This is a genomic window from Pseudomonas sp. IT-P176 (genome assembly GCF_949767245.1).
Taxonomy (GTDB): Bacteria; Pseudomonadota; Gammaproteobacteria; order Pseudomonadales; family Pseudomonadaceae; genus Aquipseudomonas.
Genome location: NZ_CATKPN010000052.1, coordinates 36,036 through 49,543 on the forward strand (window position 1 = coordinate 36,036; position 13,508 = coordinate 49,543).

The following is a 13,508-nucleotide window of genomic DNA, read 5'->3' on the forward strand; positions in this document are numbered from 1 at the left end:
CGTCTAACCTGCTGCAATGGCACCCCAGCCTCAGGGCTGGGGCGGTTTCACCTTGTCGATGGCGGATCCATTGTCCTTGCCCGAGCCCGGTTTTGATTATGAAGCGTGCCTGACGGCGTGCGCGCAAGGCGACCACCAGGCCCTGCGCGACCTGTACACGCAGGAGAGCGCCCGCCTGTTGGGGGTGGCCCGGCGCATTGCCGGGGACACCGCCCTGGCCGAAGACATCGTGCACGACGCGTTTATCCGGATCTGGACCAAAGCCGCCAGTTTCGATCCAGCACTGGGGACAGCGCGCGGCTGGATTTTCAGTGTCACCCGGCATCTGGCCCTTAACTTCATGCGTAACAGCGCCAGGCTGGTGCCCATCGACCAAAACCACGAAGACGCCTCGCCGGGCTTCGACCTGCACGGGCATTCGGGACGGATCTATGACTGCCTTGAGCAACTGCAGCCGGCCCGCCGCGATTGCCTGTTGCATGCCTATGTCGATGGTTACTCCCATGGGCAGATTGCCGAAAAACTGGGCACGCCCCTGGGCACCGTCAAAGCCTGGATCAAACGCAGCCTGGCGGCATTACGCGAGTGCATGGGATGAACACGAGCCCCGACGACAATGACCAACTGGCAGGTGAATACGTGCTGGGCACCTTGGCGGCCGAACAACGGCGCGAGGTTGAGCAACGCCTGGCCGTGGACCCGGACCTGCGCCTGGCGGTCGCCAGTTGGGAGCGGCGCTTGCTGGAGTTGACCGACCTGGCCCCGCCCCACCCGCCTGGCACACGCCTATGGGGCCGCATCGAACGTAGCCTCGACGCTCTTGATCGACCTGAGGCAACTGCGCCTGCCCCGACAACAGCGCCGACCTGGTGGGACCGTCTGGCACTGTGGCGCGGCCTCGCCGGCGCCGGCCTTGCCGCGACCCTGGTGCTGGGTAGCGTGCTGCTGACGCGGACCACGCCCCAGCCGGTGACCTCCTACCTGGTGGTGCTGGTGGCCCCACAGAGTCAGGCCCCAGGCTGGGTCATCCAGGCAAGCGATTCCCGGGAGATGCAACTGATTCCATTGGGCGTGGCCCAGGTGCCTGCCGACAAGGCCCTGCAGTTCTGGACCAAGGCCGAGGGTTGGCAGGCGCCGGTGTCCCTGGGCCTGGTCAAGCCCGGGCAACGCCTGCAGGTGCCCTTGGACCAACTGCCTCCTCTGACGCCCAACCAGTTGTTCGAACTGACCCTGGAAAACCCCGGTGGCTCGCCGACCGGCAAACCCACCGGGCCCATCCAGTTCATCGGCCGGGCGGTCAAGGTCCTCTAATCGTGCTCGGCGGGCAACCTTTCGCAACCCGTAGCGGCGCGCGGAAAACCTTGTGCTAGGCTTTTTTTCACATGAAGAACGGCGATTTAACCCACCCATTTCTGGATGACGGAGTTGTGCAATGAAAAACACGCTTTCCTGGCTGACAATTACCCTGATCAGCCTGCTGCTCGGTGCCTGCGCCAGCATCGATGCCCAGACCACCGCCTACGTCGGCGGGCCGCATCCCGGCCCGACCCTGGCGGCCAACGTCCAGGTCCTGCGGGTTGAGCCAACGCGCCCCCATGTGCGCCTGGGTGAAATCCTGGTCGATGCCAGTGTCGACCCTGCCCCGCCTATCACCGACGTCGAGCAGAAACTCAAGGATGAAGCGGCGAAGATCGGCGGAGATGCCGTGGTGGTGGTCTACGACCATATCCAGCCCGTGGCCGCCTACGTCAGCGGACCACTGTGGAGCCGCGATATCGAGACCATCCAGGGCCGCAAACTCAAAGGCATCGTGATCCGCTACCAGTAACTGTCTCGCCCGCGCCGCCTGGCGATTGGCCTATAACCGCGGCGTGGAATACCGATGGCAGAATCCTGGCGCATTGCCACAGGAGCCCTATGCTGTAGACGATCAGAGCAAATCCCAGTCAGGCGAGCGAGTTTTGGGGCAATTCGATAACGCCTGGATACAAGCCCTGGCCGGCAACATGACGTGGCGGTTTTGAGACCCTGCAACCCGAACTTAAATACATGGAGTAACACCCTATGAGCTTGACGCGAAAAATGATCTTCGGCGCCGCATTGGCCAGCCTGTTGCTGGGTGGTTGTACCTCGAAAGTCACTGAGCGGGAGCAGTACTCCGGCTTCCTGTCCAACTACAACAACATGGAAGAAGTCACCACCACCAGCGGCGAGAAAGCCATGCGCTGGGTCAGCCCGTCCTGGAACCCCAACGCCTACGACACTTTGGCATTCAACAAGCTGGAACTGTACCCCGCACCCAAGCCTGATGAGCGGGTCAACCGCCAGACCCTGGATGAATTGCAGAACTATATGACCAATTCGGCCAAAGCCACCCTGGGCACGAAGTATCGCATCGTGCCCACCCCGCAAGCGGCGCCTGCCGGTTCCCGCGTGTTGAATCTGCGTGCGGCGATCACCGGGGTCAGCGCCGCCAACGAAGGCATGAAATGGTATGAAGTGGTGCCCATCGCCGCTGTCGTCGGCGGGGTCAGCGCGGCCACCGGCCATCGCGACCAGGACACCGAACTGTTCATCGAGGCCGAACTGGTTGACGCCCGCACCAACCAGACCGTGGTCAGGGTAGTGCGTAAACTCTTCGGCAAGACCTTGGAAAACTCCAGCCAGAAGATCACCACCAACGACTTCAAGGCAGCGATCGCCAAACTCAACAGCGACTTGCAAGCCTTCATCCGTTAATCCGCCAAGCCTGCCAGCGCCTGTCCATGGCGCTGGCAGCAGCCCATCAACGCTGCGCAGCGACCCGCGATGCAGATGACTCCAGCAGAAACGGCAACAGATGCGCGACAAACGCCTCGGGCGCCTCCTCCGTAATGAAGTGACCACAACCTGGCACAATCGCGCCTTGCAGATTCAGCGCGTTGCCTTGCATCGTCAACAGCGGCGCATCGTTGGTCGCATGTTCCGCGCCGATAGCCAACACCGGCATTTCTAGCGGCCTGGCGGCTCGCCGCTGGTTCTGCGCGATGGTCTCAGGGATCGCCCGGTAATAGCCGAACCCACCCCGTAGCCCACCCGGCGTCGCATAGGCGTTGATGTAGCTTTGCACCGCGACTCGCTCCTGGCGCACCGACCATTGCGCAAACATGTAGGCCAGGTACTGGGCTTCCCGTCCCGCGATCAACACCTCGGGCAAGTCGAGCAACTGGTTGAACATGAAGTGCCAGAGAAAGATGTTCTGCCCCGCAGGCGCAAAAATCGACGGCGCCGGCGCCAATCCGGGTATCACTGCCTCCGTCAGTACCAGGCATTCAACCGCCTGCGGATAATCGCTCGCCAGGGCGTACGCCACCCACATGCCGACATCATGGCCAACCACCGCGAAATGCTCGTAGCCCAGAACCTGCATCAAACCGTGCAAACGCCTGGCCGTGGCCCCGGTGTCATACCCCTCTTGCGGTTTATCGGAGAGCCCGGTGCCCGGCAGATCCACCGCGATCGCCTGGAATCCGTTCGCCGCCAGTGCCTGCATCACATGCCGCCAGGTCAACCAGGTTTGCGGCCAACCGGGAATCAACAGTACCGGCGCCCCCTGACCCTCGGTCACATAATGAATGCGGCTGCCGTCGACCTCGGCGTAACCATGCTCGTGCGTGCGCCCGGCGAACGCCTGCTGTTCGAAGAGATCCATGTTCATGCCCGCCCTTGAAGTGCAGGCCGGGCCAGGCCGAGCATGGCGTCCAGTTGCGCCTGGTCGACGGCGGCGCCGGCAAAGTCGTCGAACACCTTGTCCGTGACTCGGATGATATGTTCATTGATAAACGCCACGCCTTGCCTGGCGCCGTCATCCTGGTCTTTCAGGCAGCACTCCCACTCCAGCGTCGCCCAGCCGGCATAGTCATGGAGTGCCAGCTTGGAAAAGATCCCCTTGAAATCGACCTGGCCATCGCCCAGGGAACGAAACCGCCCTGCGCGATCGGCCCATCCCTGGTAACCACCGTAGATGCCCTGGCGCCCGGTCGGATTGAACTCGGCATCCTTGACGTGAAACATCCGAATGAAATCGCGGTAGATATCCAGATAGTCCAGGTAGTTGAGTTGCTGCAGCACAAAGTGACTGGGGTCGAAGAGGATCTTGCAGCGCGGATGATTGCCCACCCGCTGCAAAAACATCTCGAACGTCACACCGTCGTGCAGGTCTTCGCCGGGGTGAATTTCGTAGCACAGGTTCACGCCCTCCTCGTCACAGGCATTGAGGATCGGCAGCCAGCGCTTGGCCAACTCGTCGAATGCCGAGTCGATCAGGCCCGCGGGGCGCTGGGGGAACGGGAACAGATAGGGCCAGGCAAACGAGCCGGAGAACGTGCCCATGTCCGTCAAGCCCAATCGGCGGGAAGCCTTGGCCGACAACAACAAGCGCTCCAGCGCCCACTCGGTCTTGGCGGCTGCATTGCCCTGTAGCGCTGGCGGGGCGAACCCGTCGCACAAGCTGTCATAGGCCGGATGCACCGCCACCAGTTGCCCGAACAGGTGGGTAGTCAATTCGCTGATCACCAAGCCGTGCTCTGCCAAGGTCCCGCTGATCTCATCGCAATAGTCCTGGCTGTGTGCCGCCAGGCTCACATCGAACAGGCGCTCATCCCAGGCCGGAATCTGCAGCGCCTTGAATCCACGGTCCGCAGCCCAGGCCGCGATGGCTGGCAGGCTATTGAACGGCGGCGCGACGTCACTGAATTGCGCCAGGTGCAAGCTCGGTCCCTTGAGGGTTTTCATCGTTTACTCCATTTATTTGTCGATCGACAAAGAATAGAGACGTTGAACAAAGTCCGTCAATACGTCGACTTGCTTTTTTTGTCGATCGACCAATAATAGCGCCAAGCCCCACGACCCTTCCCCCAAGAGACCCCAACCCATGGCTGGCAGACCCCGAGAGTTCGACCGCGATCAAGCCTTGCGCAACGCCCGCGATGTATTTTGGCGGCGCGGCTTCGAAGCCACGTCCATGTCCGACCTGGTCGAGGCGCTAGGCATCGCGTCGGCGCGGATCTACGCCGCGTTCGGCTCCAAGGAAGCACTGTTTCGAGAAGCCGTCGCCCTCTACGAGTCCGCCGATGGAGCCTTTGCCGACGCCGCCCTGGCCGGGGAAAGCAGTGCTCGCGACGCTATCGAGCGCATGCTCAGGGACGCCGTCGAGCTGTACACCCTGCCCGGTCGGCCACAAGGTTGCATGGTGGTGTCGTCGGCCACCAACTGCTCGCCCGACAACGACGGCATCCGCGAGTGGCTGGCTGGGCATCGGCGCAACCGGACCCAGTCGATCATCGAACGCCTGGGGCAGGCAGTGCGTAACGGCGAGTTGCCCGCGCGCACCGACGTGACGTCCCTGGGTGACTGCTACGCGACCCTGCTGCACGGGTTGTCGGTCCAGGCGCGAGACGGGATCGCCAAGGCCCGCCTGCTGGCAATGATTCCCATGGCGTTGGCGGCCCTGGATGCGGCGGTCGATAAAGCGCAGCGCTGATGTCGGTACAACTCACTTGCCAACTCCGCACGGTGACGCTAGTGTCAGGACCATGAACCAGCCCCGCACGACCTCGACCACCTTTACCACGACCGCCCAGGGCGGGTCGTGAGAGGTGCCGTGAGCGGCTAAGCACACGTTACCCCAAAGGCCCCGCCAGCAATGGACGGGGCCTTTTTTTGCGCCGCTGTCGCTGGTTTTACGACAAGGAAATGCAGCATGCACGCACTGTTGATTCTCGATATGCAAGTTGGCCTGTTCCACGGCCCGGAACCGCTTTGGCGCAGTGCCGCGCTGCTGGACGCGGTCAATCTGCTGCTGGACAAGGCGCACCAGGCCGGCGCGCCGGTGTTCCTGGCCCGGCACGTCGGCCCGCCCGGGTCGCCGATCGAACCGGGCAGCCCGCTGACCCACCTGATTGATGAACTGCGGCTACAGGGCGATGAAGTGATCTTCGAAAAGCACCGTCCCAGCGCCTTTGCCGCCACACCCCTGGCCGACTGGCTACGGGAGCGTGGCGCAGAGGGCGTGGTGATCGCCGGACTGAAGACTCAGTACTGCGTCGACAGCACCTGCCGTGTCGCCCGCGACCTGGGCCTGGACGCCGTGCTGGTCGAGGACGCCCACAGTTGCAGCGACACCGAGGTGTTGAGCGCCGAGCAGATAGTCGCCCACCACAATGCGACGCTGGCGGGGCCTTTCTGCCGCCTGGTACGGGCCGCGGACTGGAACTTCCAGCCATTCAGGACAAGCGCACCATGAACAGCCAGGTACGCCGCGCCCGTGCCGAGGACGCCAGCGCTATCAGCCAGGTGGTGATCGCCGCGCTGCGCCACTCCAATGCCCAGGACTACCCGCCGACGGTCATTGCCCAGGTGGTGGAGCATTTTTCCCCGGCAGCGATCCGGCAATTCCTGGCGCAACGCCAGGTCTACGTGGCGACCCTGCAACAGCAGATCGTCGCCACGGCCAGCCTCGATCAGGACGTGGTGCGCTGCGTGTTCGTCGAGCCGGGTCATCAAGGCCGTGGTATTGGCCAGCAATTGATGGCGGTGATTCACGCAGCGGCCACCGAGGCCGGCCTCGAACAGTTGCGTGTGCCCTCCTCACTCACCGCCGAGGGGTTTTATCGCCGGCTCGGCTATGCAAAGGTTCGCGACCAGCTGCATGGCGCCGAACGCACCATCATCATGCACAAGCGGCTGGTCTGAACCGCTGAGTGTCGGTGTTCCTCAGGTGGAGAATCCGAGATGTTAAGCATTGCGGATTCTCCATCCGACGCAATAGAATGCGAAACATTACCACTTGCTAGATTTTCTCATGAAGCCCTCCCCCGCAGCCGAGTCGTCGACGCTTGAAGCCCTGTACCGTGGCTATCATGGATGGTTGCTCGGCTGGTTGCGCCGCCGCGTGCAGTGTTCGCACCACGCTTCGGACCTGGCGCAGGACACCTTCATTCGCCTGCTGGCGGCCGGCCCTTACGTCGCCCCGCGTGAACCCCGGGCCTTCCTGGCCACTGTGGCCCGGCGCCTGTTGATCGACAATGGCCGACGCCTGCGCCTGGAGCTGGCGTTTCGCGAGGAGCTTGAACGCTGCGCTGCCTACCTCGATCAAGCGCCGTCGCCGGAGCAGATCCTCCAGGCCGTCCAGATCCTCGAAGCCATCGACCGGGCATTGGCCCGGATGAAACCCCGGGTGCGCGAAACCTTCATCCTGCGTCATCTCGATGGCCTGGGACAGGCGCAGATTGCCGAGCGCCTGGGGGTGACCGTGCGCACGGTGCAACATGACCTGGTGGAAGCGCTGCTGGCCTGCGACGCATGTGCCCAGGCATGAAACCCGCAATCGCCCCCCAGGTATTGCGCCAGGCCGCTGAATGGCTGGTGCGCCTGGATCACGGCAGCGATGCCGATGCGCAGACCGAGCAACAGTTCCGCGCCTGGCTGGCGGCAGACCCGCAGCACCACGAGGCGATCACGCGGCTGCAGGGCCACATTGCGCCCCTGCAGGAACTCCCTGCGCGGGCGGCTCTGCGCCGAGCACAGCCACCGCGGCGCCGGGCGTCGGGGGTCAAGGGCCTGGCGTTGCTGGCAGTACTGGGACTGACGGCAGCACCCGGCTACCAGTATTGGCAGAACGGTTACCTGCTGGCCGATCACAGCACCGACAGCCGCCAGTGGCGGCACGAATACCTCGCCGATGGCAGTCAACTGCAGCTGGACAGCAGCTCCGCCGTCGATCTGGACTTCGACTCCGCGCAGCGTCGTGTGCGATTGCTCGAAGGCGAGATCCTGATCGACGTGGACAAGGACGCCCATCGTCCGTTCTACGTCGACACCCCCCACGGCACAATTCGCGCCCTGGGTACGCGGTTTATCGTCGAGCGCATCGGCGACGCAACCCAGGTGAGCATGCTGGAATCCTCGACCCGCATCGACAGCGGCGGACGCAGCCTGACCCTCAATCCGGGCCAGCGCGTGCGCTTCGACGCCCAGGGGTTGGGCGCCGTCAGCCAGGTCGATGGTCCTGCTTTGCAAGCCGCGTGGAGTGCCCACCAGTTACTCGCCCACGACCAATCCCTGGCCGATGTGCTGGCACGAGTTGCGCGCCATCGCCCGGGGCTGTTGATCTTCGACCGCCAGGCCCTGCAGGCCTTGCGCGTGACGGTGATGCTGCCGGCCGACGACAGCGACCGCGCCCTGCGCCTGCTGGCGCGCACCCTGCCGATCGAGGTGAAAAGCTACAGCCCGTGGATCACCCGGGTGTCGCTGCAACGCGAAAGCGAATAATTTTTCGCGCTGATTTCATGTTTGCGATTCTGCTGCGTCCTTCCTTTGGCCAACATTGATAAGGAGCACACAGAAGATGGCTTCAACGTCGTTCACCCGCAGCGGTTTGCTGCTCGCCAGCCACATGCTGCTGGGCAGCCTGCCGCTGGCCCTGCCCACCCTGGCGTATGCCCAACAGCAAACCCAGGCCTTCGATATCGCGCCCGGCCCGCTCGGCGAAGTGCTCGGCCGCTACGCCCAGGCCGCCGGCGTGCCGATCGCGTTCGCCTCGCACCAGGTCGAGGGACTGCGCAGCGAGGGTGTACGCGGCAGCTACAGCGTCGCCGAAGGATTCGCGCAGATCCTGCGTAACAGCGGCATGGACGCCAGCGCCAGCAACGACGGCTATCAGTTGGTGAGTCGGCCACTGTCCACGGGATCGATTGCGCTGGAGGCGACAGAAGTCACTGCCAACCAGTTGGGAACCATCACCGAAGGCACCGGTTCCTACACCCCGGGCACCATCGCCACGGCCACCCGCCTGGTCCTGACGCCGCGGGAAACCCCGCAGTCGATTTCAGTGGTGACCCGCCAGACCATGGATGACTTCGGCCTGGTCTCCATCGACGACGTGATGCGCCATACACCGGGGATCACGGTCTCGACCTACGACAGCGAGCGCACCAACTACTACGCCCGTGGTTTCTCGATTCAGAACTTCCAGTACGACGGCATTCCGACCCTGCGCAACGATGCCTTCTCGGCCGGCCAGACCTTGACCGACATGGCCGTCTACGACCGTGTCGAAGTGCTCAAGGGGGCTACCGGGTTACTCACTGGCGCAGGTGGCCCCGGCGGCACCATCAACCTGATCCGCAAGAAACCGACCGCCGAGTTCAGGGGCAACGTGGAGCTGGGCGCTGGCAGCTGGGACAACTACCGCTCGCAGATCGACCTCAGCGGGCCGTTGACCGAAACCGGCAATGTGCGGGCACGGGCGGTCGCCGCCTACCAGGACAAGCATTCGTTCATGGACCATTACCAGCGCAAGACCAGCGTCTACTTTGGCACCGTGGAAATCGACCTCAACCCCGACACCCTGCTGACCCTGGGTGCCGATTACCAGGACAACGACCCCAAAGGCTCGGGCTGGTCCGGTAGCCGCCCACTGTTCGATTCCAATGGCGATCGGATCAGCCTGCCACGCGCCTTCAACAATGGGGCGAAATGGAGTGGCTGGGAGCAATACACCCGCACGGTATTCGCCACCCTGGAACACAGCTTTGCCAATGAGTGGGTCGCCAAGGGCCAGTACAACCACCAGATCAATGGCTATCACGCCGAGATCGGTTCGGTGCAGAGCAGCCCCAATGCGCTGACCGGAACCTCCAGCGTGTACGCCAACAAGTTCACCGGCGAAACCACCAGCGACAGCGGCGACTTTTACCTGTCCGGACCCTTCAGCCTGCTGGGTCGCGAGCATCAGTTGGTGGTGGGCACCTCGGCCTCCAACTCCCACTGGAAAGCCAAGAGCTACTACAGCCCGACCTACACCAACAACGTGATCGACTTCTATCACTGGGACGGCGACAGCATCAAGCCGGACTGGGGCGTGGCCACCCCGACGGATGAAACCACGCGCCAGACTGCCGGTTACACCACAGCACGTTTCAGCCTGACCGATGAGCTCAACCTGATGCTCGGCGCACGCGTGGCGAATTATTGGCTGACGGGCACCAGCGACACCCGGGAAACCGGCAAGCTGGTACCGTACGCCGGCGTCACCTACGACCTCAGCCAGAACCTGTCGTTGTACGCCAGCTACACCAGCATCTTCATGCCACAGCTCTACTACATCGACAGCCAGAACAAAGTCCTGGAACCGGATGAGGGCAAGAACTACGAGCTGGGCATCAAGGGCGAGTATTTCGATGGCCAGCTCAACACCAGCCTGGCGTACTTCGAGATCCACGAGACCAACCGTGCCGAAGCCGACAACGCCTACAACGCGGCCCCGACCAACCCCGCCGTGGAGTACGCCTACCAGGGCATCAAGGCCAAGACCAAAGGCTACGAAGCAGAAATCTCCGGGCAGTTGGCCCCTGGCTGGCAATTGCAGGCCGGCTATACCCACAAGGTGGTGCGTGACGAGCACGGCAACAAGGTGTCCACCTGGGAACCCGAGGACCAGTTGAGCTTCTACAGCAGCTACAAACTGCAGGGCAACCTCGACAAGTTGACCCTCGGCGGCGGTGCACGCTGGCAGGGACAAGGCTGGCAGGTCCTGACCAATCGGGCCAAGTCCAGCGAGGAGAAGTTCTCCCAGGATGCTTACTGGCTGGTGGATCTGATGGGCCGCTATCAGTTCACCGAACACCTGTCGGCCACGGTCAACGTCAACAACCTGTTCGACAAGTACTACTACACCAACATCGGCTTCTATAACTCCTCGTACTACGGCGACCCACGCAATGTGATGGTGACCAGCCGCTACGACTTTTAAGCCATGGCCCACACGCCGAGCGGACACTGGCGGTCGGCTCGGCTCAAGCACCGGAACCAGGCACCGGAACCGGGCACCGGGCACCGGGCACCGCTACAAGTAAGGCTGGATATTGGCCAGGGTGCGCTCGACATACAGCTGTTTTTCTCCCACCGGGGCCACGTAGTGCACCGCATTGCTGGCCGCCTCCTGGCCCTGCAGGCGGGCGATGAGCCAGGCCGCCAGGTAGGTTGACGCCAGGCAGCCACCGGCGGTCGCCACGTTGCCCCTGGCGAAGAACGCCTGGTTCAGTACGTCCACCCCCGCGGCCTGGACCCAGGGTTTGGTGGTCAGGTCGGTGCAGGCCGGTACCCCTTCCAGCAGCCCCAGCTTGGCCAGCACCAGGGTTCCGGAGCACTGCGCCGCCAGCAGTTGCCGCCGCGGGTCCAGGCGCAATTGGCCCATCAGTTGACTGTCCTCGACCACTTCACGGGTCAGCGCACCGCTGCCGACAATCACCGCATCCGCCTCGTTCGCCTCCTGCAGCGTGGCCTGGGACTCGATCACCAACCCGTTCATCGAGCGCACGCGCAACGTCGGGCTGGCAATCGACACGCGCCAGCCCGGGGTCTTGATCCGGTTGAGTAGCCCCAGGGCAATCAAGGAGTCGAGTTCGTTGAAACCGTCAAAAGTCAGGATCGCGATATGCATGATCGGGTCGTCCGCTGAGTGGGCTGGCGTCCGCCTGTTGGGGCGGTTGTGCGGTCTCAGGCTAGGGCCAATAATCAGTACAATCAAATTATTGTACTGGATACAAGCCCATGGCCCGTTCCCGCTACAAGTACCTGGTGGACGCCTTCGCCGCCGACATCCGTGCCGGCCGCCTGACACCCGGCACCCGCCTGCCCACCCATCGCCAACTGGCCACCCGCGAAGGCCTGGCCTTGGCCACCGCGACCCGGGTGTATGGCGAACTCGAAGCCATGGGCCTGGTCAGCGGCGAAGCCGGCCGGGGCACTTTTGTCCGTGAGACTGCGCTGCCCGCCGGGCTGGGAGTCGACCAGCACGCCGTCGCCGCGGGCCTGCTCGACCTCAACTTCAACTATCCCGCACTCCCCGGTCAGGCCGAACTGCTGCGCGGCGCCTTGCGGCAACTGGCGAACAGCGGTGACCTGGAAGCCCTGCTGCGTTATCAGCCCCACGGTGGTCGCCCCCATGAGCGGGCCAGCGTCGCCCGGCACCTGCACTGTCGCGGTCTTGCGGTCAGTGAAGAGCAGGTGCTGATTGTCAGTGGCGCCCAGCACGGTCTGGCCGTCACCCTGATGGGGTTACTGCGGGCCGGAGATGTGGTCGCCACCGACGCCCTCACCTACCCCGGGGTCAAAGTCCTCGCCGAGAGCCAGCGCCTGGAACTGGCGCCGATTGCTGCCGCCAACCAGCAACCGGACCTCGACGCCCTGGCGCGCCTATGCCAGCAACGCAAGGTACGTGCCGTGTACTGCATGCCGACCCTGCACAACCCGCTGGGCTGGGTGGCCAGTGCCGACTGGCGTCAGCGCCTGGTGCAGATCGCCCGCCAGCACGACCTGCTGATCATCGAAGACGCCGCCTACGCCTTTCTTGCCGATGACCCGCCAGCGCCCCTGGCTGCCCTGGCGCCGGAGCGCACCGTGTACGTCTCGGGGCTGTCGAAAAATGTCGCCACCGGCCTGCGGGTCGGTTTTGTCGCGGCGCCCCTGCCCTGGATCCCGGCCCTGGAACGGAGCATCCGGGCCACCGTGTGGAACACCCCCGGCGTGATGACCTCGATCGCCTGCAACTGGCTCGACGACGGCACCGTGCTACGCCTGGAACAACACAAGCGCGAGGATGCCAGACAGCGCCAAGCCCTGGCCCGCGCCGTCCTGCGCGGCCTGCCGTTCATCAGTCACCCCAACGCCTACTTCCTCTGGCTGCCCCTGGGTGAAGAAGTGCGCGCCGACCAGATCGCCATGGCCCTGCTGCGCGAGAACGTCTCGGTGTCGACCGCCGAACCCTTTGCCACCTCCAGCCACGTGCCCCACGCCATCCGCCTGGCACTGGGCTCCCTGGACCTGGCTAGCTTGCAGGTGGCCCTGGAAACGGTGAAGCGGGTGGTGGACAGGCATACGTATTAAGCCGGCTTGCGCCCGGTTGCCTCTGATCCCACCACCCCACGCGCCTCGAGCATCCGCACAAACATGCTCAGGCTTTGCGACACCGTGCCCCGGCGCCACACCAGCCAGGTGCGCAGGTAGCGGAACGACTCCGACAGCGGCCAGATGCTCACCGTGCTGCAACCGGGCATGCTCTCGAGCATGCTGCGGGGCATCAGGGCCAGGCCGGCACCGGCGCTGACGCAGGCGAGCATGCCGTGGTAGGACTCCATCTCGTGGATCCGCCCCGGCACTGCCGCGTCCTTGGCGAACCAGCTTTCGAAGTGGTGCCGGTAGGAACAGTTGGCGCGAAACGCATAAATGCTCTCGCCGTTGACCTCCCGCGCGCGGTGGATCGGCGGGTGATTGAGGGGGGCGATCAACACCATCTCCTCCTCGAACGCCGGCACTCCCTCCAGTGCCGGGTGCAGCACCGGTCCGTCGACGAAGGCCGCCGCCAGGCGCCCGGACAATACGCCGTCGATCATGGTCCCGGAGGGCCCGGTGGACAGGTCCAGCGCCACCTTGGCGTACTGTTGGTTATAGGCCGCCAGCAGTCCGGG

The 13,508-nt window shown here is 63.9% G+C and carries 15 protein-coding genes and 1 pseudogene; 12 read left to right on the forward strand and 4 right to left on the reverse strand.

All coding sequences use genetic code 11. The features are described 5' to 3' along the window. Positions 1-16 precede the first annotated feature (16 nt). The 5 genes and pseudogenes from ACM6IP_RS15580 (at position 17) to ACM6IP_RS15600 (ending at position 2,739) form a co-directional block, all read left to right on the forward strand. The gene (locus ACM6IP_RS15580; protein ID WP_414861817.1) at positions 17-598 is read left to right on the forward strand and encodes a sigma-70 family RNA polymerase sigma factor; all 582 of its coding nucleotides are present in this window, start codon (positions 17-19) and stop codon (positions 596-598) included. After that, positions 595-1,311, forward strand: coding sequence for an anti-sigma factor domain-containing protein (locus tag ACM6IP_RS15585; protein WP_159996553.1), 717 nt, complete (start codon positions 595-597; stop codon positions 1,309-1,311). Before ACM6IP_RS15580 ends, ACM6IP_RS15585 begins: the two co-directional genes overlap by 4 nt. A 121-nt stretch (positions 1,312-1,432) precedes the next feature. Continuing rightward, complete coding sequence (locus tag ACM6IP_RS15590) at positions 1,433-1,828, forward strand: hypothetical protein (RefSeq protein ID WP_095169881.1); 396 nt, start codon at positions 1,433-1,435, stop codon at positions 1,826-1,828. Between the two features lie 48 nt (positions 1,829-1,876). Continuing rightward, positions 1,877-2,024: pseudogene (locus ACM6IP_RS15595) on the forward strand (transporter); the annotation flags it as partial. A 40-nt stretch (positions 2,025-2,064) separates the two neighbouring features. Next, positions 2,065-2,739, forward strand: coding sequence for a DUF3313 domain-containing protein (locus tag ACM6IP_RS15600; RefSeq protein ID WP_414861818.1), 675 nt, complete (start codon positions 2,065-2,067; stop codon positions 2,737-2,739). Between the two features lie 46 nt (positions 2,740-2,785). Here ACM6IP_RS15600 and ACM6IP_RS15605 read toward each other — a convergent pair whose 3' ends face one another. Both ACM6IP_RS15605 and ACM6IP_RS15610 read right to left on the reverse strand, forming a co-directional pair. Then, positions 2,786-3,691, reverse strand: coding sequence for an alpha/beta fold hydrolase (locus tag ACM6IP_RS15605; protein ID WP_414861828.1), 906 nt, complete (start codon positions 3,689-3,691; stop codon positions 2,786-2,788). A 2-nt stretch (positions 3,692-3,693) separates the two neighbouring features. After that, the gene (locus ACM6IP_RS15610) at positions 3,694-4,773 is read right to left on the reverse strand and encodes a sugar phosphate isomerase/epimerase (RefSeq protein ID WP_320332462.1); all 1,080 of its coding nucleotides are present in this window, start codon (positions 4,771-4,773) and stop codon (positions 3,694-3,696) included. A gap of 139 nt (positions 4,774-4,912) precedes the next feature. Between ACM6IP_RS15610 and ACM6IP_RS15615 the strand changes: the two genes are divergently transcribed. The 6 genes from ACM6IP_RS15615 (at position 4,913) to ACM6IP_RS15640 (ending at position 10,792) form a co-directional block, all read left to right on the forward strand. Continuing rightward, entirely contained in the window at positions 4,913-5,521 is a 609-nt protein-coding gene (locus ACM6IP_RS15615; protein WP_414861819.1) for a TetR/AcrR family transcriptional regulator, read from the forward strand. 219 nt (positions 5,522-5,740) lie between these two features. Beyond that, a complete protein-coding gene (locus tag ACM6IP_RS15620; RefSeq protein ID WP_414861820.1) occupies positions 5,741-6,283 on the forward strand; it encodes a cysteine hydrolase family protein in 543 nt (180 codons plus the stop codon). Continuing rightward, positions 6,280-6,732, forward strand: coding sequence for a GNAT family N-acetyltransferase (locus tag ACM6IP_RS15625; protein ID WP_414861821.1), 453 nt, complete (start codon positions 6,280-6,282; stop codon positions 6,730-6,732). Before ACM6IP_RS15620 ends, ACM6IP_RS15625 begins: the two co-directional genes overlap by 4 nt. A 109-nt stretch (positions 6,733-6,841) precedes the next feature. Beyond that, positions 6,842-7,357 (forward strand): sigma-70 family RNA polymerase sigma factor, encoded by a 516-nt coding sequence (locus tag ACM6IP_RS15630; protein ID WP_414861822.1) that lies wholly within the window; start codon positions 6,842-6,844, stop codon positions 7,355-7,357. Further along, positions 7,354-8,310 carry a FecR family protein gene (locus ACM6IP_RS15635; RefSeq protein ID WP_414861823.1) on the forward strand — a complete coding sequence of 319 codons (957 nt, stop codon included), beginning with the start codon at positions 7,354-7,356 and terminating at the stop codon, positions 8,308-8,310. The genes ACM6IP_RS15630 and ACM6IP_RS15635 overlap by 4 nt, the downstream gene beginning before the upstream one ends. Positions 8,311-8,386: 76 nt before the next feature. After that, on the forward strand, positions 8,387-10,792 hold the full coding sequence (locus ACM6IP_RS15640) for a TonB-dependent siderophore receptor (protein ID WP_414861824.1): 2,406 nt from the start codon (positions 8,387-8,389) through the stop codon (positions 10,790-10,792). A gap of 93 nt (positions 10,793-10,885) precedes the next feature. Here ACM6IP_RS15640 and ACM6IP_RS15645 read toward each other — a convergent pair whose 3' ends face one another. After that, a complete protein-coding gene (locus ACM6IP_RS15645) occupies positions 10,886-11,482 on the reverse strand; it encodes a DJ-1/PfpI family protein (RefSeq protein ID WP_414861825.1) in 597 nt (198 codons plus the stop codon). A gap of 110 nt (positions 11,483-11,592) precedes the next feature. On the opposite strand from ACM6IP_RS15645, the gene ACM6IP_RS15650 reads away from it, so the two are divergent. Continuing rightward, on the forward strand, positions 11,593-12,927 hold the full coding sequence (locus ACM6IP_RS15650; protein WP_414861826.1) for a PLP-dependent aminotransferase family protein: 1,335 nt from the start codon (positions 11,593-11,595) through the stop codon (positions 12,925-12,927). Here ACM6IP_RS15650 and ACM6IP_RS15655 read toward each other — a convergent pair. After that, positions 12,924-13,508 (reverse strand): LysR substrate-binding domain-containing protein (locus ACM6IP_RS15655; RefSeq protein ID WP_414861827.1); only part of this gene is annotated, 585 nt, incomplete at its 5' end. The two genes, ACM6IP_RS15650 and ACM6IP_RS15655, sit on opposite strands and share 4 nt — an antisense overlap.

Coding starts and splice junctions, on each gene's coding strand:
- ACM6IP_RS15580 (WP_414861817.1), top strand. CDS start 17: ATGGCACCCCAGCCTCAGGGCTGGGGCGGTTTCACCTTGTCGATGGCG.
- ACM6IP_RS15585 (WP_159996553.1), top strand. CDS start 595: ATGAACACGAGCCCCGACGACAATGACCAACTGGCAGGTGAATACGTG.
- ACM6IP_RS15590 (WP_095169881.1), top strand. CDS start 1,433: ATGAAAAACACGCTTTCCTGGCTGACAATTACCCTGATCAGCCTGCTG.
- ACM6IP_RS15600 (WP_414861818.1), top strand. CDS start 2,065: ATGAGCTTGACGCGAAAAATGATCTTCGGCGCCGCATTGGCCAGCCTG.
- ACM6IP_RS15605 (WP_414861828.1), bottom strand. CDS start 3,691: ATGGATCTCTTCGAACAGCAGGCGTTCGCCGGGCGCACGCACGAGCAT.
- ACM6IP_RS15610 (WP_320332462.1), bottom strand. CDS start 4,773: ATGAAAACCCTCAAGGGACCGAGCTTGCACCTGGCGCAATTCAGTGAC.
- ACM6IP_RS15615 (WP_414861819.1), top strand. CDS start 4,913: ATGGCTGGCAGACCCCGAGAGTTCGACCGCGATCAAGCCTTGCGCAAC.
- ACM6IP_RS15620 (WP_414861820.1), top strand. CDS start 5,741: ATGCACGCACTGTTGATTCTCGATATGCAAGTTGGCCTGTTCCACGGC.
- ACM6IP_RS15625 (WP_414861821.1), top strand. CDS start 6,280: ATGAACAGCCAGGTACGCCGCGCCCGTGCCGAGGACGCCAGCGCTATC.
- ACM6IP_RS15630 (WP_414861822.1), top strand. CDS start 6,842: ATGAAGCCCTCCCCCGCAGCCGAGTCGTCGACGCTTGAAGCCCTGTAC.
- ACM6IP_RS15635 (WP_414861823.1), top strand. CDS start 7,354: ATGAAACCCGCAATCGCCCCCCAGGTATTGCGCCAGGCCGCTGAATGG.
- ACM6IP_RS15640 (WP_414861824.1), top strand. CDS start 8,387: ATGGCTTCAACGTCGTTCACCCGCAGCGGTTTGCTGCTCGCCAGCCAC.
- ACM6IP_RS15645 (WP_414861825.1), bottom strand. CDS start 11,482: ATGCATATCGCGATCCTGACTTTTGACGGTTTCAACGAACTCGACTCC.
- ACM6IP_RS15650 (WP_414861826.1), top strand. CDS start 11,593: ATGGCCCGTTCCCGCTACAAGTACCTGGTGGACGCCTTCGCCGCCGAC.